A 22358-nucleotide genomic window follows, 5' to 3' on the forward strand; every position below is an offset into this window, starting at 1 on the left:
AAATTAGAAACTACATTCATAACCTAACATAAAGTTACGGCCGAGGGTGTAATAATAGGAACCGTCACCACTTGCAGAAATGTCAGGAGTGCTTGCAGAGCCTGTCCAGTCCTTTCTGTCAAATATATTGTTCAGGTGGAAGAAGAATTTGTGATCCTTTGCCGGAGCATAGGACAAATGTAAATCCGTAAAGCACTGCGGTTTTAATTTCCCATCATTTTCATCATCTGTAGATCTGTCCCCATTAAAGACAACACTTAACATAGAGTTAAATTTTCCGCTTCGATAATTTACGGAACCATTTAACTGATATCTTTCGAACTGATCATGCCAATTGGCACCTTTATCGCTCCATGTATTCTGTTTCCTCTGCGGTCTTCCGTACATGATTCCTAAACTGGTGCTCCAATGATCATCATGTTTAAATCTTGTTTCCACTTCAATACCGGTATTTCTAACATCAGCATTCGCATACACTACATTGCCTTCGAGAGGAGTGCCGCTGTCACGTTCTACGGAATCTTTAATTTTGTAGGAGAACAGTGCTACTCTCAAATCACCTTTATTGAAGTCCTTCTTATACCCAAGTTCATAGTGGGTTCCATTTTCCGGTTTCAAATCAAGGTTTGCAATAATTGTGCCGGTACTGCCAAAAATTTTCGTTATATCTGGCAACCTAAACGATTTGCCAGCCTTGGCATAGAAACGGCTGTCATCAGTAATTTTATGAATGTACTGAACTTCAGGAGTAAATTTACTCATATTTTTATTAGAGAGAGTCTCCGTATTGCCTGTCTTCAATTCTTTTTTAAACAAGCTGACATTATTAGCCCATGTCTGTCGTGCATTTAAAATTAAATTATCAGATTTTCCCAAGTTCCAATCGAATGATGCATAAATAGAATACACATTCCTCTTATAATTAGAATCCAATGGCTTATTACTATTGTAGCCGTATACATCCATATCTTCTCTCTGGAAACTTGCGCCTACAAGCAGTTTATTCTTTCCAATATCAAAAGACTTGTTAACATCCACATCCCAGTTATGTCCTTTTCTCCAACTGGAAGTACTAATTCCCTCTCTACGGAAATATTTATACGGGGTCATTCCAGGATAATCCTTGTCATATCCCTTTTCTTGTGTTCCGTATGACACATGAGCTTTCCAACCATCCTTATCATACCTTAACAGGAAAGTGTTCTCTGTATTCTCATACCGGCTGCCATCATTGAATACTCCAGTTTTTGGATGGTGCATAAGAATTGTATTATGACTTTCAGCATAACTATGAGTAAACGTTAAAGCGTCATTGATGTCATAATTCCAAAGAATACTCTTATTCGATCCTTTTATATAATCATAAATTTTTGACTTTTTTGACGCAGTCTCTTTTGCATAAAATGTTTCCGAAAAATCTTTAACCTTGCCTTTATTCTGATAGTTCACGACAGCACTAAACTTACCGAGATTAAGATTGGCCGAATAACGTTCTCTGCCATAGTTACCCGCTTCCACCTTTATGCTGTTCTTCATGTGCCTTTTGGTGATGATATTGACAACACCACCAGTTGCTTCAGAACCATATAAGACAGAACCGCCGCCTCGCACGATTTCAATACGTTCAATAGCTTCTGACGGGATATTTTCCAGATTGTACTTGCCATCCTGGTTCAGCCGAACCCCGTTAACCAAAACTAAAGTGCCTTTATCTACGCCACGAATCCTTATCCTGCTGGTCATAGTACCCATAGCTGTACCGTTTACACTTTGGGAATGTATGTCAATGCCGATGCCATTTCTTAAGACTTCAAAAGCGTTACCGGCTCCATAGTTTTCAATCTTTTCCCGATCAATAACTTCTACTGAACCGGCAACATCCAAAGTTTTCATCTCTGTTTTGGTAGCCGTCACAATCATCGGGTCCAGTTCGAAACTGCTCAATGCATCAGCATTTTCCGTTTCCGCTGCATACACGCTTGCACCGCCACAAAGTACTGGCACAATCGCTCCGCAAACTAATGCGGTCATCAGCATGCCTTTGGTTAATTTCGTTTTCATAAGAAAACTCCTTTCGCATTAAAAAATAATAAAAAACTATTGAAAGCGTTTCCCACAGCCAGTCTTTCATGGTCCTGCAGTACTACACTTGCAATTCAAGCTTCACTGCAATTTATATAATCAAAAACAAAGTCTGACAATTATATTGTCAAAGAATAAATATCGTAATATTTCCTATTAGCAAATATTTAAGATATAATATCATATTTTTTATAACATGTAAATCACAAATATTTCACAAGAACAAAAAAGCGGCGTTTTTCACGCCGCTTTACTATAACCGATTTAGAAATTGTACCTGAGTCCGACTGTGTAGTGCCGTCCGGAAGCCGCATCGCTGCAATAGAACTCTCGGTCAAGAATATTGTTGATACCTACCTGCAGAATTGCGTTCTTTGCAAAAGCATAGTTTACTGCGAGGTTCATGATGAAGAACGAATCTTCAGAACCGTATTCTCCGGTCACTTCGTCAGATGCCTGCCGCTCGCTGACATACTGGGCATCTAACAGGACATTCCAGCGATCCTTTTTATAGTTTACGCCTGTGTGCAGCAGGTGCCGCGGAATTCCATAAATACCTGCCATCGTATTATTCAGGTTCGTTCCACTTAAATCACCCCTGCGCAATTTACCAATCTGCCATGCATAATTCAAATAGGCGCTCCATGAATCAGAGAACTTGTGGTTCAATTCGAGTTCAACGCCCCGGCGTTTTTCTGATCCAAAATTTATGTAGTTCTTGTATTGCGGAGTCGTCTCTGTTTTTGTATGCGTAGTGTAGACGATTTTATCATCGGTTTTAACATAATACGCAGACAATCCCAGGCTTGTTTTGTCGGACAACTTTTTCTTCATACCAATTTCAAAGGTGTCGGAGGTTTCCGGATCCAAATCCGGGTTGGCTACCACATCACCTGACGAGCTTGTACTGTAACGATAGACCTGATACATCGGAGGCGGGTTAAAGGAATGTCCGTAACTCAAATAGAAATTGGTCTTATCATCCGTCTTCCATTCTAAAGCAACCTTCGGACTCAATTCGTTATAGCTTCCGGAACCGTGGTCAATACTTCTGGAATAACTGCCATCTTTATTGATGAACCGGGAATATCCGTCATATTTTTTAAAGTAATCATAACGTAAGCCCAAATACACGGTAAAAGGATCGGAAACTTTGATTTCATCCTGAACAAACAGCGCTAGATTTCTGCCTTTCCCTCCATGTTTTTCAAACAGGCCGTAATCCGGATTCACAGAACCGTGATCTTTCCAGCGCAATAAATTAACGCGTTTCTGGTCAAACGATTCCTGCTTGACGTTGAAGCCTGCAACAATTGTATGTTTTCCAATATTCTCCCATGCCTTCTGGAAATCCAAATTATAAGCTTTGCTTGGGAAGTACGAATCCGTACCGGTGCCACTGTAATAGGGATCCGTCGGATTGCCGGAAGGACCGCTGTATCCATCCCGCCGTGTATCGGTAATACCCAAATTCACAGCCAGTTTGTTCGCTTCATCCCGATAATTCAGCGTATGAATATTCGTTTCCCGCTTGCCGTCATACCCGAGAAGATATCCCAGCCCGCTGGCCGGCATGGTAACAATCGTGCCATCCTGTGTTTTCACATTACCTTTAAAAACCGGATTCCCGCTGTTGTCATACACGTAACTCTTCGGAGTTCCGTATGTATATGTGTTCTCTGCATGTGTATACGTATATTTTAACGACTTATCTTTATCAAAATCGTATTTGATATTGAACGAATAGTTTTCGTTTTCAAGTTTACGTCTTCCGCGCTCGCCATATACATATTTACCGTCACTCAGCCTGGGAAGGTTTGCTTCATAATCAGCGCTACCGCTGGTTTTTGCCGCCACAGAACGGTTATATCCGCTGGCAAAGCCATTTGTCTCGCGTTTTTCATAACCTACCCCAATCGACCACTTGTCGTTTAATTTAGAATCTACACTGACAGCCTTTTTCCAGGTTTTATCAGTACCGTAGGAAAGAACGGCGCTGCCACCGAATTTTTTGTTCGCATCTTTTGTTGTAATGTTAACTACCGCAGCTACTGCACGCCCGCCGTAAAGGGAAGATGCAGCGCCTTTTACCATTTCAATACGCGCGACCCTTTCGACCGGAACCAGTTCCCAGTTCATCGTATTATTATAACCGGAATTAACAGGCTGTCCGTCAATCAATACCAGAATATCGGTACTGTCAAACCCGCGTATCATGATATTGCCCATTCCACTCTGGTCCATGTACACACCAGGCAGCATCTGCAGCGCTTCTTTGATGTCATTCACATTTTTTGCCGCAATTTCTTCTTCCGTCACCACATGGGCCGCAGCCGGCACATTTTCAATTGCCTTTAATGTTCTGGTCGCCGTCACAACCATTTCATCCAGCGCAAAGCTGCTTAAGTTCTCCTCCGCTTCCGCTGCATACACGTCCGTTCCTCCCCAAAGCAGAGGAGTAACCGTACCGCAGATTAACGCCGCCATCAACATTCCCCTGGTCATTTTTGTTTTCACACTAAAATCTCCTTCCAGCTATTAATATTTTTTAAACCTGTTATCATACCGGGATGTTCATTTCTTTTACTTCAAACAGAAACGATTGGCTAACTCAATATTGCAAACGCACAAAACATTTGCTATATTTAGTATTGAATATTAATAAATATCATTTATATATTAATGTATTTGCATTTTACGGTATGTTACTATTACATAGTCAAGAGGAATTTTAAAATGCACGAAGATTATTTTACTCCCGGTGAATTAGCTGACTTATGTGGCATTTCCAAATCACTCCTGCTGTATTATGACCGGCAGGGAATCTTAAAACCTGCCCACACGGACAGTAAGGGCTTTCGATTTTACGCAGCCAACCAGTATTATATTCTGGAAAATATAATCGCATTACGTAAACTTGACATCTCGCTTCCGGACATCAAACGCTTCCTGAGCTACAAAAGCACAGAGCAGCTGAATCACCTGTACAGCGAAAAGCTGAAAGATTGCCGTGAAAAAATAGCACAATATCAGAATTATGAGCAACAACTGCTGGCAAGTATTAAATCCTTAACCGATTCAGAAGGTGTAACTGTCAATCAGATCATGCTGCAGGAACTGCCCCTGATCCACTATCTTGCAGAATGTGAGATTAACCTTTCGCAACCGGTAAAGGATCGTATTCGTACAATTGCAGGGTTTCTCCGTCCCTATCTCCAAAAAGATTACATGCACCGTTTTTTTTACGGTCGTTACATAGATTCCCGGGCTTTTTTCTCTTCTAAAGGTTTTGATTCCTATCATTTTATCCTGCTCGATTTTTTAAAAGAAAAAACCGGAACGCCTGACAAAAAAGGACTGTATGTTACCGTTTACTGTAACTGCAATCATTTCAGGGTGCCTCCGGAAATACTCAATGCGCTGAAACGCTTCATTAAAACAAACCGCCTGACAATCTGCGGCCCCGTTTATATAATGCCGGTAGGCAGCAGCCATTATGAAACAACAGACTGGAAACAAAGAATTTCCCGCATCTGTATCCAGGTGAATTACACGAACAGGTAATGTTTCATAGCTATCGTTTTTCCTTTTAAGTGTGTAATTGTTTTACACTGCGGCAGCCCTGCTATTCAGAATCGGAGATAAACATGCAGCTGAAACTACTTCTTCCTCGTCATTTCAATAAACTTATCTTTATTCTAACCGGTATCATCGGTATGCTTTGGTGGCACACAATGACTGGCTTTGCGGAGACCACGCCGCCCGTGCTCTGGCTTGAACCGGTTAAAACCGGCTATCTTACAGACGGTTCTGCTTATTGCGATTTGCAAATAAAGAGTTCGGATCCCGGTTTTTCTGTTACCAGTCTGCAAACCGGCGAAGGATTCTGTCTGCATACGTTGCAAAGAAATACTATGATTCAGACACCGCTGCAAAAGCTAGAGAACGGGGAAAACATGTTCCGTGTTGTCACACCGCTGTACAGTTCGATCTATGTGTTTTTAAATGCAACCTTCAAAAACACAGACTACCTGCTTCAGACCCCAATCCGACTGCTGGGCAAAGGTTATAACGCAAAAGCATGGCTGGATACCAACCGGAAGAGTCCGGCAGCCACACCGCCCAAACTTTCTCTCGCTTCCAGAACCTATGCCATGAAAGGGATGCCGGTGCGTTTTCAGTATCAAAGAACAGAAATGAAGGAAGCCAAAACCATTCAAATATATTCCCCGTTGGAGAAAAAGACTGAAAGCCTCTTTCTTCCCTCAAACCAAACCTTCACCTATAACCTTCCGGCAGCCAAAACAATGAAGGTGGATTACTCGCAAAGCGTGTCCAGGGTTTTTATAAATACAGTTGAAGAAAACGGGAAAACCCTTACTCACACCGCTTATATCCGCTTCTTTGATAACCGTTATCATTACAGAAACCTGAAACACGGGCTGTTTACCTTTGTGGCCGGTTTCCTGCTGGCGGCAGCCGTTTTTCTCTGGTATATGAGGAGGTCATCCTATCATGCCCATTAACCGGATACGGATCGTAGTTCAGGCCTGCAGCTTTTTGTTCCTTACTTATGGCGGTCGTCTCGGGTTTCATCTGGGTTATGCTGTCCCCTGCTTCAGCTGTCCGTATGTTTCCGGTTGCGGTGGGTACTGTTTTCTGATGTTCCTGCAGCGCGTCGGTCTGTTCGGCATCGCAGTGTACGATCAGATGTTAACCTACGTCGGGCTGCAACATCTCATGTGGTTCGCTGTGTTTGCGATTTCCGCCCTGCTGCTTTCCAAATTGTGGTGTGGCTGGATTTGCCCTTTCGGAACATTGCAGGACGTATTAAGCACCCTGCGAAAAAAAGCAGGAATTCGAGAAATCGAACTCCCCTGGTATGTACGCGATGCATTAAAGCCTGTCAAATATGTTTTTCTGATTCTGATTTTTGCAGTTCCGCCATTAATAACTGCCGGGCTGTTATCTGACGACTTCTATATCCTGTTCTGCAAAATCTGTCCCGCGCACCCCATCATGCCTCTTTTTGCCGGAGATGTACGGCGGCTGGCACTGGATTACAGCAATACAGTCACTTTAATTCTTACCTTCATTAATGTATTCTTAGCCGGAATCACCGTCATCGGCAGTTTCTTTAAAGACCGTTTCTTCTGCCTGATCTGTCCCATGCTTCCTCTTATCCAGCTCTTTAACCGCTTCAGCCCGGTACAGTTTACAAAAAAGGCGCGCCGCTGCAGCGGCTGCGGAAACTGCCAGCGCCTGTGTCCCATGGAGATACGGGATGTGCACGATACAAAAGAAGATAAGAATGTGATGACGGAAGATTGCATCCTCTGCACAAATTGCATGCAGTCCTGTCCTGTTGACCGGGCACTGACTTTAAAATTCGGTAAAAAAGAGATTTTCGTTTCTTCCACGGATTATGTAATAACGGAGAAAACTAACTTATGGAAATGACAACCAGAACACCTGACGACCGTCAGGCCCGCCGTTATGCACGGTTCCGCCAGAAAACCCTGGCAGAATATGAGCAGGAGCGCAAACAGCTGCAAGCCCGGCCGGATTATCTTGATGAATATTCGTATTTTCTGGAGCTGGTAAGCGAGCCTTTCCAGATAACAGAAGTTTCAAAACGTGTAAAAAAACCGGTCGTCGGCCTTTTCTGTATTCAGGCCCCTGTGGATATTTTTCTCGCGTTTGACCTACATCCCATCCGTCTTTGCGGCGGATCCCAGACTGTCCAGCAGGTAACTGCCTCCAGCCTGCCGGTTTTGATGTGCCCCATGCTGAAATCCTTCATGGGAAATTTTTCATTATATCAAAACCGGACGCAGGATTTTAAAGGACTGATCCTGCCCACGACCTGTGACTGGGTTGTCAAGCTTCCTGAGATTATGGGCCTCGACAGGGAAACAGTACACTATATGGAACTTCCCCATGTAAAAGATACTGAAAAGAGCCAGAAGCGGTGGTTGGAGGAACTCTACGACCTGAAGTATTTTCTGGAAAAACTGACAGGGTATAAGCTGAAGCCGGAAAACCTGGCCCACGCTATAGAACAAACCGGAAGAGTCTGGTCCGTTCTGAAAAAGCTGGAGAAACTGAAAGCCCGTGGCATGCTTTCAGAAGTCTGGTTCCTGCTGATTGCAAACAGTTTTCTTTTAGATACGCCTGAACGGTGGCTTGCCGAAGCAGAAAAAGTGGTGCAGAAGTTACAGCCAGCAGATACCGTGAAAGTCCCCTGCAACGTGTTTATTGCAGGGTCCCCTGTCATCTTTCCCAACTACAAGCTGCCTGAATTAATTGAACAGGCCGGCATGCAGGTTGCTGCGGACGATCTTTGTTCTTCGGAACGTATCCTGCCCGGCGCTGTCGTCTATGACGATCCGTCAGAATATGGGATGCTACGGGCGCTCAGCGAACGTTATCACAAAGCCTGCATCTGTCCTACTTTTACGGAGAATGACCGGCGTATCAATAATATATTAAACGCCGCGGAAGACTATCAGATCAAAGGTGTCGTATATAATCTTCTGAAAGGCTGCCATCCTTACGACATTGAAGCGATTACCATTGAACAGAAGCTGAAAGAACAGGGTCTGAAGTTTATAAAGATTGAAACCGATTACGGCCGGGAAGACAGTCAGAATATACTGACCCGGTTGGAGGCATTCCGGCAGACATTGTGATTTTTCACGGGAGGGAATACATGTCATATTTAATTGGTGTAGATTTGGGAAGCACAGCAATCAAGATTGTATTTACAGAGAATGGCCGCATCGTCTGGCTTAAGGCCATTCCTACTGCTCCCGGGCAGGAAGCACTCGCACAAAAGGTTATTGTCGAAGGTTTGCAGGTTCTGAAAGCTTCGGAAAGCGATATTGCCGGAATTGCAGCCACAGGTTACGGAAAAAGCCTGATGCAGACTGCCGACCATGTTATTGATGAAGTTTCCGCCAATGCATTGGGAATGCATATATTAAGCAATGGGCAGGCAAAAATTATTATCAATATAGGCGGTCAGGACATTAAAATTATTCAGGTAGACGATGCCGGTAAAGTTATTGAATTTAAAATGAATGATAAATGTGCCGCCGGAACCGGCCGCTTTTTTGAAATGGCAGCCCGTATTCTGGACACCTCTATCTACGATTTCGCAAGGCTTTCCGCGTTGGCGCCGGAAGCCGCTACCATCAACAGTACCTGTGTCGTATTTGCAGAAAGCGAGATCGTTTCCCTGATTGCCAAGGGAACTCCTAAAGAAGCTATCATCAAAGGCCTTCATGAATCCATTGCCCGGCGCATCTCCGGCATGATTACCAGCGATGTTTCCGAAGGCGTTTATCTGGACGGAGGCTCTGCCAACAATACCGGGCTGATTGAAGCAATCGAAGACGAACTTTTTACTGATGTGAATGTTCTGGAATATCCGCAGTTTACCGTCGCTTTCGGAGCAGCCAGTTCTTTTTGACACTCTCCGCTCTGACAAAAATTGCAGTCTGTTTCATAACAAGCTGCGCACGTCTGATATTTTTAAATCTAACAGGGAGGCGTTCCTATGTCCGTAAACAGCAACTGCTACGGCTGCAGTATGACAGGCATACGAAGGGTAGCCGGGTTTTCCCCGGACTGCGCTGTCGTGTTGCACAGCCCGAAAGCCTGCGGGCAGATCATCCGGGAAAAGGACGGTTACGTACTGCGGCGTTATGTGCCAGGCCAACACAGGCCGACCCCAATTTATACTTCGAACATATCCGGGACGAATGCGATTTTCGGCGCACAGGAACAGCTGGAAGACTGTCTCGTCAGCGCGATCCGTTCCGAAAAGCCGAAGTATATTTTTGTAGGCAGTTCCTGCGTGGTGGGTGTGATCGGTGATGATGTGGCCGCAGTCTGCAATAAAGTCAGTCAACAGTATAATATCCCCATCTTCGCCATTCCCTGCTGCGGCTTCATGAACGGCGGCTACGAAGCAGGAATGGTCTCTGCTGGCCGTTTCCTTATAGACACTTTTGTTTCTCCGGGAAGTGAACAAGAAAACGAGGTGATCCTCTGCGGGATCCTTGACAAAACAAATAACTATGAATATGAATTTATTCAAAACGCCCTTGCCTTGTGGAATATTAAAATCAACGCCGTGTTTCCCGGATATACGGATGTCCGGCAAATGGCAGAACTGAACCGGTCCCGGGCCATCCTGCTGTGCGGTTCCTATACAAAAATCGCCGAACCCTACCGGGAAATAGCAACGAATCTGGGTAAAAAGTTAAACATACCCGTCATCGCCGCGCCGGATCCCATCGGCTGCAAAAAATCCCTGGAATGGCTTCGCGCAGTTGGCACAAAACTAAATGTCGAGCCCGGCATACTGGATGAGTCCATACAAAGTCTTGAAAATGAATTCACAGAGATACTGACAAAGCGAAAACCTTTTCTGGAGAAAAAAACAGCAGTCCTTTACTTCCCCGGGCTGCCTAAGATCCCTGTATATCTGAACTGGCTGAAGGAATTCGCTGAACTGGCAGGTATTGCCATCAAAGGAATCATCATCAGCCACCCGGAAGAAAAGCCCACCTATGCTACGGTAGACGAGGTGACCCTCCCCCTCCGACAGCTTGGTTTTCCGCTTTGTGATGAAAGTATATTAGCAGAAGTGGATTTCGTCTTCACGCTCCGGCGCATGGGAAACGCGCCGGATAATTACGTCCAGATTCCTTACATCCACGCCCCCTTTGGGGCTCATGGGTTCCGTGATTTTGCTGATCAGGTGTTCCGATGCGAAAGAAAACAATCTCATACAAGGCAGGTATTATAATGGAAGAAAAGTATAAATCTGTGAACTGCGAGACCAACCATTGCGCGATCACTGGCGCTGCCAGCTTTTTCTGCGCAATAAAAGACGCAGTTCTCCTGATTAACGGTTCCCGTTTCTGTTTTAAGCAGATGCTTCATAATCTGGAAAAAACCTTTCGCCAGCCGATACGTTCCCGGTTGTTCTGTACAGAGCTGCAGGAAGAAAGCATTATCTTCGGAACAGAAAACCTGCTGGAAAGGGAACTGAAAAAAATAAAAGAAACAAAAAATCCCTCCATTCTGTTCATTCAGAATAACTGCGCCGCCAGCCTGATTGGCGATGACATAGCCGGCATCGCCCAGCGGTTTAGTTTTTCCTGCCCTGTCATCGTTTTAGATTCCGGAGGCCTGGAAGGCGGTTTTTACGAAGGCTGGCGTCAGGCAGCCAGGGCATTTTTCAAGTCCTTCCCTGTTGCTGAGTCTCCTGTTGATAACCGTTCAATCAATATAATCGGTGTTTCAGACAGTCTTTTTAATTTTACAAATGATAAAAAAGAACTCATGTCCCTGTTAGAAACTGGCGGAATTCAGGTCGTGAATTATGTGGGCAGTGCCATGACCCTTGCCAATCTGCAAAAGTTGCGGACTGCTTCGCTGAATGTAGTAATCGTTCCGGAACTGGGAAAAGAACTGGCTGAGTTTCTGTATGCGGAATACGGCATTCCCTATTTGCTCACGCTCCCACCCTATGGACTGGAAGGTTCAATGCAGTGGCTGCTGCAAATTATGAAAACACTGCATTTCCCGGATTCTGAAGCAAAAGCAGTACATGCGTTCTTTACTGCGCAAAAAGCTGAACTGAAAACAGAAGCAGGCAAACTTCGTAAAATATTCGGCGATCTGTGGATTTCTGAGATTAATGTAGCCGGTTCGTATTCTACAGTCTACGGAATTGCGGAAGCGCTGCGTAAAGAACTGACCAACTATGAAACCATGAACCTGTTTGTGTATGACGACGCGACGGACTATCTTTCTTTGGACAATGCGGATTATTATAAATTCCACCGTTACTTTGACCCTGAGCTGATTGCCAAAAGCCCGGACTGGATCCTGCTTTCCAGCTCGGCAGAACACGCACTCGCAGTGTCGCAATGCAAGCAATCCGGCAACAGCTTCTGCTGCATCGCCTACCCTTGTTTTGACGCCGCCGTATTCCAGCCTTACATGGGCATCAACGGATGTCGTAACCTGCTGCGTTTCCTCTGGCAGTTCTATATTGATAATATGAGAAAGGCGTAAGATATTATTGCTTGCAGTTGTTTAGCGGCGCTGGAAAGCGCCGCTTTTACTTTGCACAAAAATACCCGCCATTGCTGACGGGCATTGCGGAGTCGTGGTTCTTTAATTTTTTAATCTTTATTTTCCAGAGCCCGTCGCTGGAAATCCTTCAACAAACAGCGCATGCGTTTGTCCGGCACCCAAACGTACACCAAGTTGTCTGAATCCTTGATCCGTATATTGGAACGCCAGATAAACTGCAGCAGTTCAGATAATGCATAATTGTCATTATCAAACTCCAATTCCGGAATATTCTGTTCTTTGGCACGTTGGGCCAGAAAGTTCGTGCAGTTCACATCGTAAAAACGGTTACACAGATACGCCACGCCCGTGCAATTGCTGTAATCGTTGGTGGCTTTGGTGTTGCAGGGAAGAAACCGCTTCATGGTAGGATAGTGCCGGCCATCGCTCTGCAGCATATCTTTGTATGCATTAAACACAGTAAACATAAACGTATTGCTGCGCACGCCATGTTCTCTCATAAATTCATAGGCATTCCGGAAACGTGTTTTCAGCGTTTTCAAGCCAAGACCGGATTTGTCGGTACGCAGCCGTTTGTACCATTCTTTGGACAGACTGCTTTCCATATTAAACAGCTTATCATCCAGGATCACCAGGCGTTCCATTCCCTCTGGATAAGTTTCTTTATACTCCCCGCCCGGATTTTCCCTGATATATCCGTCTGCAATGTGGCAATACTCCATACCGATATCGTTCAACAGACAATATTTTTGAAGCATGCTGCCGTGGGTCAGATACGAAAAAAACCAGCAGGTTTCGAAACAGGAAAACAGCTCCCGCTTCGCAAAAGCCACGATAGAGGTGAACCGGCCGTCCTTATTGCCGGAGGGATACAGTGTGCAGCTCCGGCTCAGATTCTTTATGGCATCGAAAACCTTGTACTCTTTGTTTTGCCGGTTATAGTCACAATCGGGATTGAACATTACCCTCCCATTTTTGTTCACGATCATATGTTCCTGCTGCATCAGCAACACATCTGCCGTACCAAAACGGGTGACGCCGTCAAATGTGTCAGGCCGCTGGGCCCCACCAACCACTTCACGGAACAGGGAGGGTATTTCATCGAAAAAAGCATGATACACACAATCGCTTTTGCGGAACGCTTCCACGGTTTCGTCATTGAACAGGCCGAACAAAGACTGTGTGGTCACGATGTTTTCGCCGTTGCGGATCAGGTCCAGGATACTTTTGTTGTAAGGAGGCTGTTCCGGACATTTTGCATTCAGTTCCTGCAAGAAGCGTTCGTCCCGTTCTCTGATAGTAGAAACGAAAATGATGAAACGGGCTTTCTGCACATCATCAAAAAAGCCGGTGCGCCGAAGCGACTCCAGATAGGAATCATCTTTGAAGTAAAAAGCGCCAAACCGGAGATAGTCCAGTAAATATGAACTTTTGCCAATCCCCATGGGCGAATCGACAATGCGGAAGGTAAGTTTCCTGTTTTTGTCAAAATGGTCACTGATAATAGTAAGAACCCCTTTTCCTGTACAAAATACCGGGGGAACCGTATATTCGGTATTCTCCCAACGAGAAGGTATTATACAGCAGAACAAAGTGAATTACAAGGCCCGATTTTCACGCAAAACTCCATGACCGCACTCTCAGACAGATTGAATTATCATTCTTTCAGTTATGCCTTTCTGATGCATAACCGTTTATCTATCCTATATTAATGAGTGCGTAGGGTCTGAACCCAGTAACCATGCGGCTTTACGAAAAAAATCCGGGTGTTTTTACACCCGGGTATTATCGAAGTTCATTTTTGCTCCCCGTAACACGCTTCGTAAATGTCTCGGATACATTCCACCATATATTGGGACGAACAAAGCATATGGGTATCGGGGATCACGTATAGTCTTTTATTCCGAATCGCATTAACCGTCTGCAAAGCCGGGTCTTCCACAATATCCCGTTTATAGGCTGCCAGATCCAGCTTGCCGCTCCAGTCCCAGGTTGGAAGGAAAATGACATCCGGATTCATCTGCAGCACCTGCTCTTTCGGTAAAAGCTGCGTACCGCGGAACACCATCTGCGCCGCCGCATTTTTAACACCTGCTTTCTGGCAAACATCGTCATAGTAAGTATTTTTCCCACCATTGCCGCCACTTACCGTAAAACGATATACCGTCACCCGTTTATCTTCCGGTATGGTTGCAGTCTTTTGCGCAAATTCCTGAACCACATCTTCCATTCTGTTGACCATCTGCTGCGCTTTTGCTTCCCGATGCAGCAGCTTTCCCAAATCCAGGATCAGCTTTTCCGTATCGTTAATACTATGCGCCAATGGGCAAACATACACCGGAATACCAAGGCTGCGCAGCCTGTAAATCAAATCGTAAGGCTGGGACTGTGAGGCAATCACCAGATCCGGTTTCATGCCCAGAATCATTTCTTCGGACGGAAGCGCACGCAGAGGGATTTGTTTCGTCTCTCCTGCTACATTAGATGCGACCGGATCATCTGCCCATTTGCTCAGTGCCACAATCGTTTTTCTTTCAGCCAGTTCCATCAGGATTTCGTCAGAACGAATCGTCAGGGACACAATCCGGAAGGGCCGGGGCAGATTTTTAATCTCTTTTCCGTCTGTATCCACCAGCCCCATGTATGCCTTTTCACTTTTTATGTAAGGAAGCGCTTTTTTATCCGCCTCGCTGCCGCACCCTGTAAGAAACAGCAACGAAAAACAGATACAAAGCACAACTGCTTTCACCAGGTTTTTCATTTTTCCTTAAAACACTCCGGGTACACTGTTTTCGCCATCATCACTACCGCATCGTCAAATAATTGTGTGGATATTAGTTGTACAGAGAAAAAGCGGCGCCGGGTAGCGCCGCTTGGAAAGTAATCTTCATTATTTGGATCAAAACCATTTTTAGAATGTATAGTTATATGTCAACATCCAGTTAAACGGCATGCTCCAGTTTTCATATTTATTAATGGTATCGTGGTTATCCAAAATATTGTTCAGTACAAACTGCATGGAATTATGATCGTCTGCTTTATAAGTAAAAGCAGCATTAAGCAAATTACGGTTAGGCACTTTGTGGTCATAACCATAGTTTTTGGCACTCTGACCTAAATTGTTGTAGTAAGAGTATTGTCTCTTGCCAACATACAAGTAGTTAAGGTTAGCAGTGAACTTGCCAATCTGATAATCCAATCCAGCTGTCATCTGCAGTTTTGCTTCGTCCTGCACATAAGGATCGCCGTCCTTTTCTTGTGACTTCGGATTTGCATACATGAGGCCTAAACGCATTTTTAACTTATCACTAAAATTCTGCGTATATTCTAATTCTGCACCGGTATTCTTCCAATTACCTACATTTGTTAAATATGCTGTTTTGGGATCTGCAGGATCTCTGTACTTCCATTCAAATTTACCGTCAATATCCATATGGAAGACGTCAAATTTCCAGGAATTGGATTTGTTAACAACTTTCACACCGGTTTCATAAGTCCAGCCTTCCTGTGGTGTAACTGCTTCAATTCCTTCACGGTCAAAATACTGGTTCAATGCCGGCATTTCAAAGGATTTACCAACATTGATGTACCAGGAAGTTTTATCATTAGCCTTATATAAGGTCTGGAACTGCGGTACCACTTTATTCAGGCTGTCGCCATAGTCAGAAACATGCATTGCCCGCACACCTAATGTTGTAGAGAACTTAGGCGCAAACTGATACTTGTAAGAAGCATATACAGAATAGGTCTTTCTGTCGCCCTTATCACTGGTTGTCTCTGTTTTGGCTACCTCTGTATTCTCCTTGTTAAAAACAAAGCCTAAAATAAATGTGTCTTTGTCACCGCGAAGATTCCAGCCCTTCTGCGTATCCCATGTCCAGCTGTCAAGCGTCCAGTTAGAGGATTTGTTCCACTTCATTTCGCCAAACTTCCAGTCCTTAATCGTTCCCTGACGAGGATCAACCCTGCGACGATTGTAAGAAACAATGGATTTAAACATATTCTCTTTATCATCGTAAATCGCGCTTACATTGTCTCTCGTTTCCGGATAATAGTAAGCTGTTCCTGCACCGGTCAGTTTCCCGGTAGCCGAACTCCGGGTCCACGAATCACGATAAAACCGTCCCTTGGTATGCGCCCACTGAATACTCAGTTTATCTATCGGAGTCACAGACAAGAACATATTATCTTTGGTACTGTTGCGATATTTCCATTGTCTTGTAGATTTTTCGAAAATTTTATTGGTCTTACTTACATCTCCAAAATAATCTTTGCTCAGATAGAACATATAGTTTTTACCAGAAGAGGTTAAACTCCATTTCTGGTCATAATTGCCACCGCCATAAGAAATTGTGGTCTTATCAGCTCCGCCTTTCTTTGTGATGATATTGATTACGCCGCCAACAGCTTCCGCTCCATATAACGCTGCCTGGGCGCCACGAACGATTTCCACTTTCTCTATAGCCTGTGCGGGAATACCCTCTGTGCTGTTATAGTTCATCAGGTTGTAGGGTGCCCCGTTAACCAGCACCAACGTCCCTTTATCCAGTCCGCGTAAAACGATACGGGCTGAAGATCCACCGAATTCACGGCCTCCAGGGCCATATGCGTTATTAGTAATACCTACCTGCCGTTCAATAATCTCATACGCAGTCTTGGCGCCGCTTCGTTCAATATCCGCAGCCGTAATTACAGACGTGCCTGCAGGTGTATCCAGATCGCTCATTTCCGCGCGCTGCGCCGTAATGACCATCGGGTTCAGGTCAAAAGCACGTAAAGCCTCGTCTTCTGCTTCCGCCGCGCTTGCACTTGCACTCGTAAACAGTACCGGCGCAATTGTGCCGCAAATCAGTGCGGCCATCAGCATACCTTTTCGACTTTGTTTCATTTTTTTACACTCCCTTAATAAATAAAAAATTTATTGTATGCGTTTCCTGCAGCCAGTCTTTCATGGTCCTGCAGTACTTTGCAGTGCAAACTGAAAATAGGTTTTGCAAAAGCCTTACAACCATTTTGTATCAATTGCTTCGCAACAGGTTTATCTCATCATCTGTCAGTACATCATCTGTTACTTACTCAGCAACGACGGTTTCTGCCCGTCTTCTGCCGGCGCGTTCATTTCCGTCACAAACTGCTGGCAGATATCATACATGGCTTCTGCAAAGGTTTTTTCCGGAACTGGTACGAAGCCGGTTTTATTTTTTTTGGTTTCAATGATGCGGTTTTTATTGGTGAACACCCGCATCTCTTTCACCGTATACGTTTTTTCCGGCATATTGTACTGCATGTCCAGCAGACAGTACTGTACTTTTTCCTTACCCTTCAGCTTGTCAGCGTATTTAGCCTGCAGGTTTTTCAGCATCTTTTTTTCGGTGAACAGGGTCTTTACGGTTGCTCCCACCAGATTCGTGTCTACCGTTCCGTTTTTATCCGCAACATAGCCCAGTGTGCTCATGTCATAGGCGTAAATGCCCAGATCGTTTTCCAGGATCAGCGACCAACGGGCTGCTTCTTTTTCGGACTCACTCAGTTCAGGGCTGGTGCTGATGCTCCAGTCCATGGGATTCTCCGGTACTTCTTCCACCTGCCTGCGGGCAGCAAGAACAGAAGTCTGCAGTGTCAGCAAAAGGGTCACCAGCAATAGCAGTGCAATCTTTTTCAATGCGTTTCCTCCATCCTTAAAACAGATATTGATTTGATTTATAATTTAAATGATAATATTTCTTATTAAACTCCATTACATATTAAACTACAAAACCAACAACTTGTCAAATTTATTTCACATTTCTGCAAAACCATCGACACATTTTTAAGAACAGAACTTGAAGACGAGAAACAAAGGCCGTACGACAAACAATACTTACTTTTTTATTTTATTTTGGCTGATGAAATCACGGGAATGTTGACCTGTTCTTCCATAATTATGCAAAGAATGATATAATGAATAAATCCTAATAATAATTTTTATTTTTAACAACTAATTTTATTTGCATTCTTCACTCATGTTTTGTATCGCTGATATGAATGACCGGCATTTGATTGATTACCTGAACATGTAACGGCATCACATTACGGAGAACGCTATGGACGGTTTATCAAATTTCTTTAAAAATTTTTTGCATTATGTAAAAAAATCGCTGGTGCAAATTCAAAATGTATTTTTCCGACTGAAAGAATATTTGCAGGACAACAAGCCTCTGGCTTTTCTCTGTATTATTCTTGCAGGTTTTTTGTTTTTTTCAGGCATTCGTCACCTGCAAACGAATCCCGTGTCTGCAGACCGTAAGCCGGTAGTGATTGAAGCCCATACCAAAGTCCTGGCGGAAGAACCCATGTACAAAACCGTCACCCTGTTCGGACAGGTCAATGCAGCGGCGAAAATCATTGTCATCAACAAATACGCGGGCATGATCACCGAAGTGCACAGGGATCTGGGGGATAAAGTTTCCGCCGGAGACGTGCTGGCCCAGCAGGACTTAAAGGACATTAACATCCAGGTCAGCCGGGCGGAGGCCGAGTTTAAATCCTATGACGCTTATACGGAACGGTATGATGCTACCTATCAGTCCAATTACGAAAAATACAAAAGCGATTATAATCTGAAAAAAACAAATTACGAACGCTATACGGAACTGTTTAAACGGGGTGCCGTTTCCAAGCTGGCGCTGGATGAAGCAGAACAGCAGATGCTAAGCGCCAAAGCCAACCTGGAATCCCTGACGAACCAGAAGCTGTACGAAGGGAAACCGGCTTACGTGGCCGAGCGGGCCCAGCGGGCGGAACAGCGCCGCAATTCCATGCTGCTGCTGGAAAACCAGCGGAAAGACATGACCATCCGGGCGCCACGGGACGGGGTCATCACCTTCCGCAACGCGGAAGCGGGCAGCTATGCCCAGGCAGGCAGCCACCTGTTTACCATCGTAGATAACAGCAGCCTGCATCTGGACTGCCAGGTTTCCGAATATGACGCTGCCCTGTTAAAGACGGGAGAAACAGTTTCCGTTCTCGTGGAATCCCTGGGCAAAAAATACACCGGAAAGATTACCTTTGTAAGCCCGGATAAAAGCAAGGAAACCAAAAACTATCTGGTACGCGTCGCGCTGGATAAGGCGGACGGACAGCTGAAGTCCGGCATGTTCGCCAAGGGAGCCCTGCGCTTTCTGCAAAAAGAAAAAGCGCTTTTCATTCCTAAAAGCGCTGTATTGGAATTGAACGGAAAACAATACGCTTTTGTATTGGGCGATGACAAAAAAGTCCACCGCAAAACCATACAGCCCGGTATCCGCAACGCGGATGCAGTGGAAATCATCAGCGGGCTGCAACCGGGCGACCGGGTCATCACCGACAACGTCTCCCGGCTGAGGGAAGGGCTGGAAGTTACCGATCTGGGTAAAAAGGATGAAGAAAAATGAACATTACCAAATTTTCCATCCAGCGCCCTATCGGCATATCCATGATCTTTATGCTGATCGCGGTGCTGGGACTGTTCAGTTATTCCCACATCGGCGTAGAGTTGCTGCCGGACGTAGAGTCTCCCTATATCAGCTGTATTGTGGAGTACCCCGGCGCCAGTACGGAATCGGTGGAACAGCAGCTGACCAAACCCATTGAAGACGCTATCTCTACTCTGGAAGGAGTCAAGGAAATCCGTTCCGTCAGCATGACAGGACGGTCTGAAGTGTTTATTGAGCTTTCGCCGGAGCAGGATCCCAACCTGATGTCTGTGGAAGCTACCAAACGGCTGAACAAGATCCGCAGCTCCCTGCCGGCAGATATTGACGAGCCTGTGGTGCTGAAACGCTCCGCGGAAGAATATCCCGTAATTGAAATCGCAGTCACCGGAAAGCAGGATGCGGCAGACCTCAATGCCATGGCAGAGAATTTCTTTAAGGAAAAACTGCAGCAGGCAGAAGGGGTCGCGGATGTTTCCGTCACCGGCGGCGCGGAAAAGGAAATCGCCGTGCTGGTGAACCAGGAAAAGCTGAATTACTACAGCCTGACCCTGAAGGATATCACCGACGCCATCCGCAGCGAGAACACCATGGTCTCCGCCGGTTCTGTGTATTCGGAAAACCGGCAGATATCGGTGCGCCTGGACTCCCAGTATAAAACAGCATCGGATATTGAACAGATCAGCATCAGCAAAAATAGCCGTACTTTTTTAGTACGGGATGTGGCTGAGGTCCAGGTCAAAAACAAGCGCAACTCCCGTTACGCCCGCATGGACGGCAACGACGCGGTCTCTATGGAAGTGTATAAAAGCAGCGGCAGCAACATCGTGGAAACGGCAGACAATGTGCTGAAAAAACTGGAAGAGCTGCGCAAAAGCTATCCGGATTACACCTTCACACTGGTCTATAACCAGGCAACCTTTGTTAAAAATTCCCTGAACAACACGCTGCGCACCTTACTGGAAGGCCTGGTCACCACGGGGCTGGTGCTGTATCTCTTCCTGCGCGGCTGGCGCTCCGCCTCTGCGGTCATGATTGCCATTCCTACTTCCCTGATCGCCACCTTCTTTCTGATGTATGCCGCAGGCTTCACCTTCAACATGATGTCCCTCATGGGCATGGCTACCTGTATCGGTATCCTGGTAGACGACTCCATCGTCGTGCTGGAGAACATCCACCGGTTCCTGCAAAACGGGTATAAGGCCAAAGACGCCGCCGAACAGGGGCGGATGCAGATCAGCATGGCCGCCATCGCCATGACCCTGTGCGACGTAGTCGTCTTTTTACCTATTGCCTTCATGCAGAGCGCCACGGGGCAGCTGTTCCGCCAGTTCGGTCTCACCATCGTGTTCGCCACCCTCATGTCCCTGCTCGTATCTTTCACCCTGACCCCCATGATGGCGTCCCAGTTATACGCCAATGGGCCGGAAGAACCCAAAGGAAAAATCTGGGACTTTTTTGATAATCTGGAACGGAATACCATCCGGCGTTACGAAGTTTTGTTACGTAACTGCCTGCAGCATCCCAAAAAGCTGCTGACCGGTATTGTTGCTTTGTTTTTATGCAGTCTTTTGCTTATCCCCCTGGGTATCGTGGGCGCGGAGTACATGCCAAAAACCGATGAAAGCGCGATTCAGGTGAGCGTAGAGCTGCCCATCGGTTCCAATGCCCAGCAGACCAATGAAGCGTTGCTGCTCTTTGACGATTACCTGCGTACCATCCCGGAGATCAAGCATCATCTTTCCTATGTCACCACGCTGGAACGCAGCGGTAAAATTTCCATTACCTTATGCAATAAAAACGAACGCTCCCGCAGCGTATGGAGCATCGCGGAAGACATCCGCAGCTTTGCCCGGCGAAATCTGGGCAGCGCCTCCGCCCGGGTCAATGTGATCCAGTCTTCCGTAGCCGGTGTATCCGGCGGCCGTAATTTGGTGCGTTCCCCGTTACAGATTGAGCTGAAAGGTTCCAGCATGGAAGTACTGGCAGAAGAATCTGCCAGGGTAGAAAAAATATTGAAAGAAACAAAGGGCGTAAAAGACGTAAAGAACTCGTATGTGGAAGGAAACCCGGAACTGAAAGTCGTCGTGGACCGGGACAAGCTGGAATACTACGGTGCCAGCGTGAGCCAGGTGCTGCGATCTTTCGCTTCTGCCATCACCGGGCAGAGGGCCGGCGTGCTGGCCAACGATGAGAATAACCACGGCAAGGATACAGAGATCAATGTCCGCTTTGCCGGGGGCGAAGGCTTCCAGATGGACGAACTGAAGTCCATCCCCATCCCTGCCAAAAGCGGGAACGTGTATTTAGGCGATATTGCGGAAATCAAAGAAACGGTGGGCCCCACCACCATCCGCCGCCTGAACAAGGAACGCTTCATCAACGTGCAGGGCAACCTGGCCGACCGCCCGTTAAACGAAGTAAAGCAGGAAATTGAGCAAAAAATAAAAGCGGCCAACCTGCGGTGCCGCTATGAATTCTCCGGCCAGACCGCCACCATGAACACTTCCTTTAAAGAAATGATCATGGCGCTGTCCATGTCTCTACTATTAATATATCTGTTGCTGGCGGTTCTGTATGAATCTGTCTTTACTCCCTTTATCCGGATGTTCTCATTACCTCTGGGCATCATCGGCTCTATCTTTTTCCTGCTGTTCACCAACAACACCATCAACCTGTATTCGCTGATCGGTATTCTGGTAATGGACG

At 45.7% G+C, this 22358-nt stretch carries 15 protein-coding genes; 9 read left to right on the plus strand and 6 right to left on the minus strand.

Annotated elements, in window-relative coordinates; genetic code table 11:
- Positions 1 to 3: 3 nt before the first annotated feature.
- Entirely contained in the window at positions 4 to 2061 is a 2058-nt protein-coding gene (locus ACZOWY_RS04365) for a TonB-dependent receptor plug domain-containing protein (RefSeq protein ID WP_484393268.1), read from the minus strand.
- A 285-nt stretch (positions 2062 to 2346) separates the two neighbouring features.
- The gene (locus ACZOWY_RS04370; RefSeq protein WP_484393269.1) at positions 2347 to 4599 is read right to left on the minus strand and encodes a TonB-dependent receptor; all 2253 of its coding nucleotides are present in this window, start codon (positions 4597 to 4599) and stop codon (positions 2347 to 2349) included.
- Positions 4600 to 4818: 219 nt separating this feature from the next.
- Between ACZOWY_RS04370 and ACZOWY_RS04375 the strand changes: the two genes are divergently transcribed.
- The 7 genes from ACZOWY_RS04375 (at position 4819) to ACZOWY_RS04405 (ending at position 12177) form a co-directional block, all read left to right on the plus strand.
- Complete coding sequence (locus ACZOWY_RS04375; RefSeq protein ID WP_484393270.1) at positions 4819 to 5646, plus strand: MerR family transcriptional regulator; 828 nt, start codon at positions 4819 to 4821, stop codon at positions 5644 to 5646.
- A gap of 170 nt (positions 5647 to 5816) precedes the next feature.
- Positions 5817 to 6608: a hypothetical protein gene (locus ACZOWY_RS04380; protein ID WP_484393271.1), complete on the plus strand. Its 792-nt coding sequence runs from the start codon at positions 5817 to 5819 to the stop codon at positions 6606 to 6608.
- The gene (locus ACZOWY_RS04385) at positions 6598 to 7542 is read left to right on the plus strand and encodes a 4Fe-4S binding protein (protein WP_484393272.1); all 945 of its coding nucleotides are present in this window, start codon (positions 6598 to 6600) and stop codon (positions 7540 to 7542) included. The genes ACZOWY_RS04380 and ACZOWY_RS04385 overlap by 11 nt, the downstream gene beginning before the upstream one ends.
- The gene (locus ACZOWY_RS04390) at positions 7533 to 8774 is read left to right on the plus strand and encodes a 2-hydroxyacyl-CoA dehydratase subunit D (protein ID WP_484393273.1); all 1242 of its coding nucleotides are present in this window, start codon (positions 7533 to 7535) and stop codon (positions 8772 to 8774) included. The genes ACZOWY_RS04385 and ACZOWY_RS04390 overlap by 10 nt, the downstream gene beginning before the upstream one ends.
- A 20-nt stretch (positions 8775 to 8794) precedes the next feature.
- A complete protein-coding gene (locus ACZOWY_RS04395) occupies positions 8795 to 9556 on the plus strand; it encodes an acyl-CoA dehydratase activase (protein WP_484393274.1) in 762 nt (253 codons plus the stop codon).
- Between the two features lie 87 nt (positions 9557 to 9643).
- A complete protein-coding gene (locus tag ACZOWY_RS04400; RefSeq protein WP_484393275.1) occupies positions 9644 to 10900 on the plus strand; it encodes a nitrogenase component 1 in 1257 nt (418 codons plus the stop codon).
- The gene (locus ACZOWY_RS04405) at positions 10900 to 12177 is read left to right on the plus strand and encodes a nitrogenase component 1 (RefSeq protein WP_484393276.1); all 1278 of its coding nucleotides are present in this window, start codon (positions 10900 to 10902) and stop codon (positions 12175 to 12177) included. The genes ACZOWY_RS04400 and ACZOWY_RS04405 overlap by 1 nt, the downstream gene beginning before the upstream one ends.
- 110 nt (positions 12178 to 12287) lie before the next feature.
- On the opposite strand, the gene ACZOWY_RS04410 is transcribed toward ACZOWY_RS04405, so the two are convergent.
- The 4 genes from ACZOWY_RS04410 to ACZOWY_RS04425 form a co-directional block, all read right to left on the minus strand.
- Positions 12288 to 13643 carry a hypothetical protein gene (locus tag ACZOWY_RS04410; protein ID WP_484393277.1) on the minus strand — a complete coding sequence of 452 codons (1356 nt, stop codon included), beginning with the start codon at positions 13641 to 13643 and terminating at the stop codon, positions 12288 to 12290.
- A 350-nt stretch (positions 13644 to 13993) separates the two neighbouring features.
- The gene (locus ACZOWY_RS04415; RefSeq protein WP_484393278.1) at positions 13994 to 14959 is read right to left on the minus strand and encodes an ABC transporter substrate-binding protein; all 966 of its coding nucleotides are present in this window, start codon (positions 14957 to 14959) and stop codon (positions 13994 to 13996) included.
- 150 nt (positions 14960 to 15109) lie between these two features.
- Entirely contained in the window at positions 15110 to 17086 is a 1977-nt protein-coding gene (locus tag ACZOWY_RS04420) for a TonB-dependent receptor plug domain-containing protein (RefSeq protein WP_484393279.1), read from the minus strand.
- A gap of 180 nt (positions 17087 to 17266) precedes the next feature.
- On the minus strand, positions 17267 to 17860 hold the full coding sequence (locus ACZOWY_RS04425) for a hypothetical protein (protein ID WP_484393280.1): 594 nt from the start codon (positions 17858 to 17860) through the stop codon (positions 17267 to 17269).
- A 607-nt stretch (positions 17861 to 18467) separates the two neighbouring features.
- Here ACZOWY_RS04425 and ACZOWY_RS04430 point away from each other — a divergent pair.
- Positions 18468 to 19610, plus strand: a complete 1143-nt coding sequence (locus tag ACZOWY_RS04430; RefSeq protein ID WP_484393281.1) for an efflux RND transporter periplasmic adaptor subunit — start codon at positions 18468 to 18470, stop codon at positions 19608 to 19610.
- Positions 19607 to 22358, plus strand: a 2752-nt coding sequence (locus tag ACZOWY_RS04435) for an efflux RND transporter permease subunit (RefSeq protein ID WP_484393282.1), incomplete at its 3' end; no start/stop codon positions are given. The genes ACZOWY_RS04430 and ACZOWY_RS04435, both read left to right, overlap by 4 nt.

It is taken from the genome of Succiniclasticum sp. (assembly GCF_056977735.1).

Bases quoted from the DNA above. Each gene is read 5' to 3' on its own strand.
- ACZOWY_RS04380 (WP_484393271.1), top strand. From the start codon at position 5,817: ATGACTGGCTTTGCGGAGACCACGCCGCCCGTGCTCTGGCTTGAACCG.
- ACZOWY_RS04365 (WP_484393268.1), bottom strand. From the start codon at position 2,061: ATGAAAACGAAATTAACCAAAGGCATGCTGATGACCGCATTAGTTTGC.
- ACZOWY_RS04395 (WP_484393274.1), top strand. From the start codon at position 8,795: ATGTCATATTTAATTGGTGTAGATTTGGGAAGCACAGCAATCAAGATT.
- ACZOWY_RS04385 (WP_484393272.1), top strand. From the start codon at position 6,598: ATGCCCATTAACCGGATACGGATCGTAGTTCAGGCCTGCAGCTTTTTG.
- ACZOWY_RS04400 (WP_484393275.1), top strand. From the start codon at position 9,644: ATGTCCGTAAACAGCAACTGCTACGGCTGCAGTATGACAGGCATACGA.
- ACZOWY_RS04405 (WP_484393276.1), top strand. From the start codon at position 10,900: ATGGAAGAAAAGTATAAATCTGTGAACTGCGAGACCAACCATTGCGCG.
- ACZOWY_RS04390 (WP_484393273.1), top strand. From the start codon at position 7,533: ATGGAAATGACAACCAGAACACCTGACGACCGTCAGGCCCGCCGTTAT.
- ACZOWY_RS04420 (WP_484393279.1), bottom strand. From the start codon at position 17,086: ATGAAACAAAGTCGAAAAGGTATGCTGATGGCCGCACTGATTTGCGGC.
- ACZOWY_RS04410 (WP_484393277.1), bottom strand. From the start codon at position 13,643: ATGGGGATTGGCAAAAGTTCATATTTACTGGACTATCTCCGGTTTGGC.
- ACZOWY_RS04375 (WP_484393270.1), top strand. From the start codon at position 4,819: ATGCACGAAGATTATTTTACTCCCGGTGAATTAGCTGACTTATGTGGC.
- ACZOWY_RS04415 (WP_484393278.1), bottom strand. From the start codon at position 14,959: ATGAAAAACCTGGTGAAAGCAGTTGTGCTTTGTATCTGTTTTTCGTTG.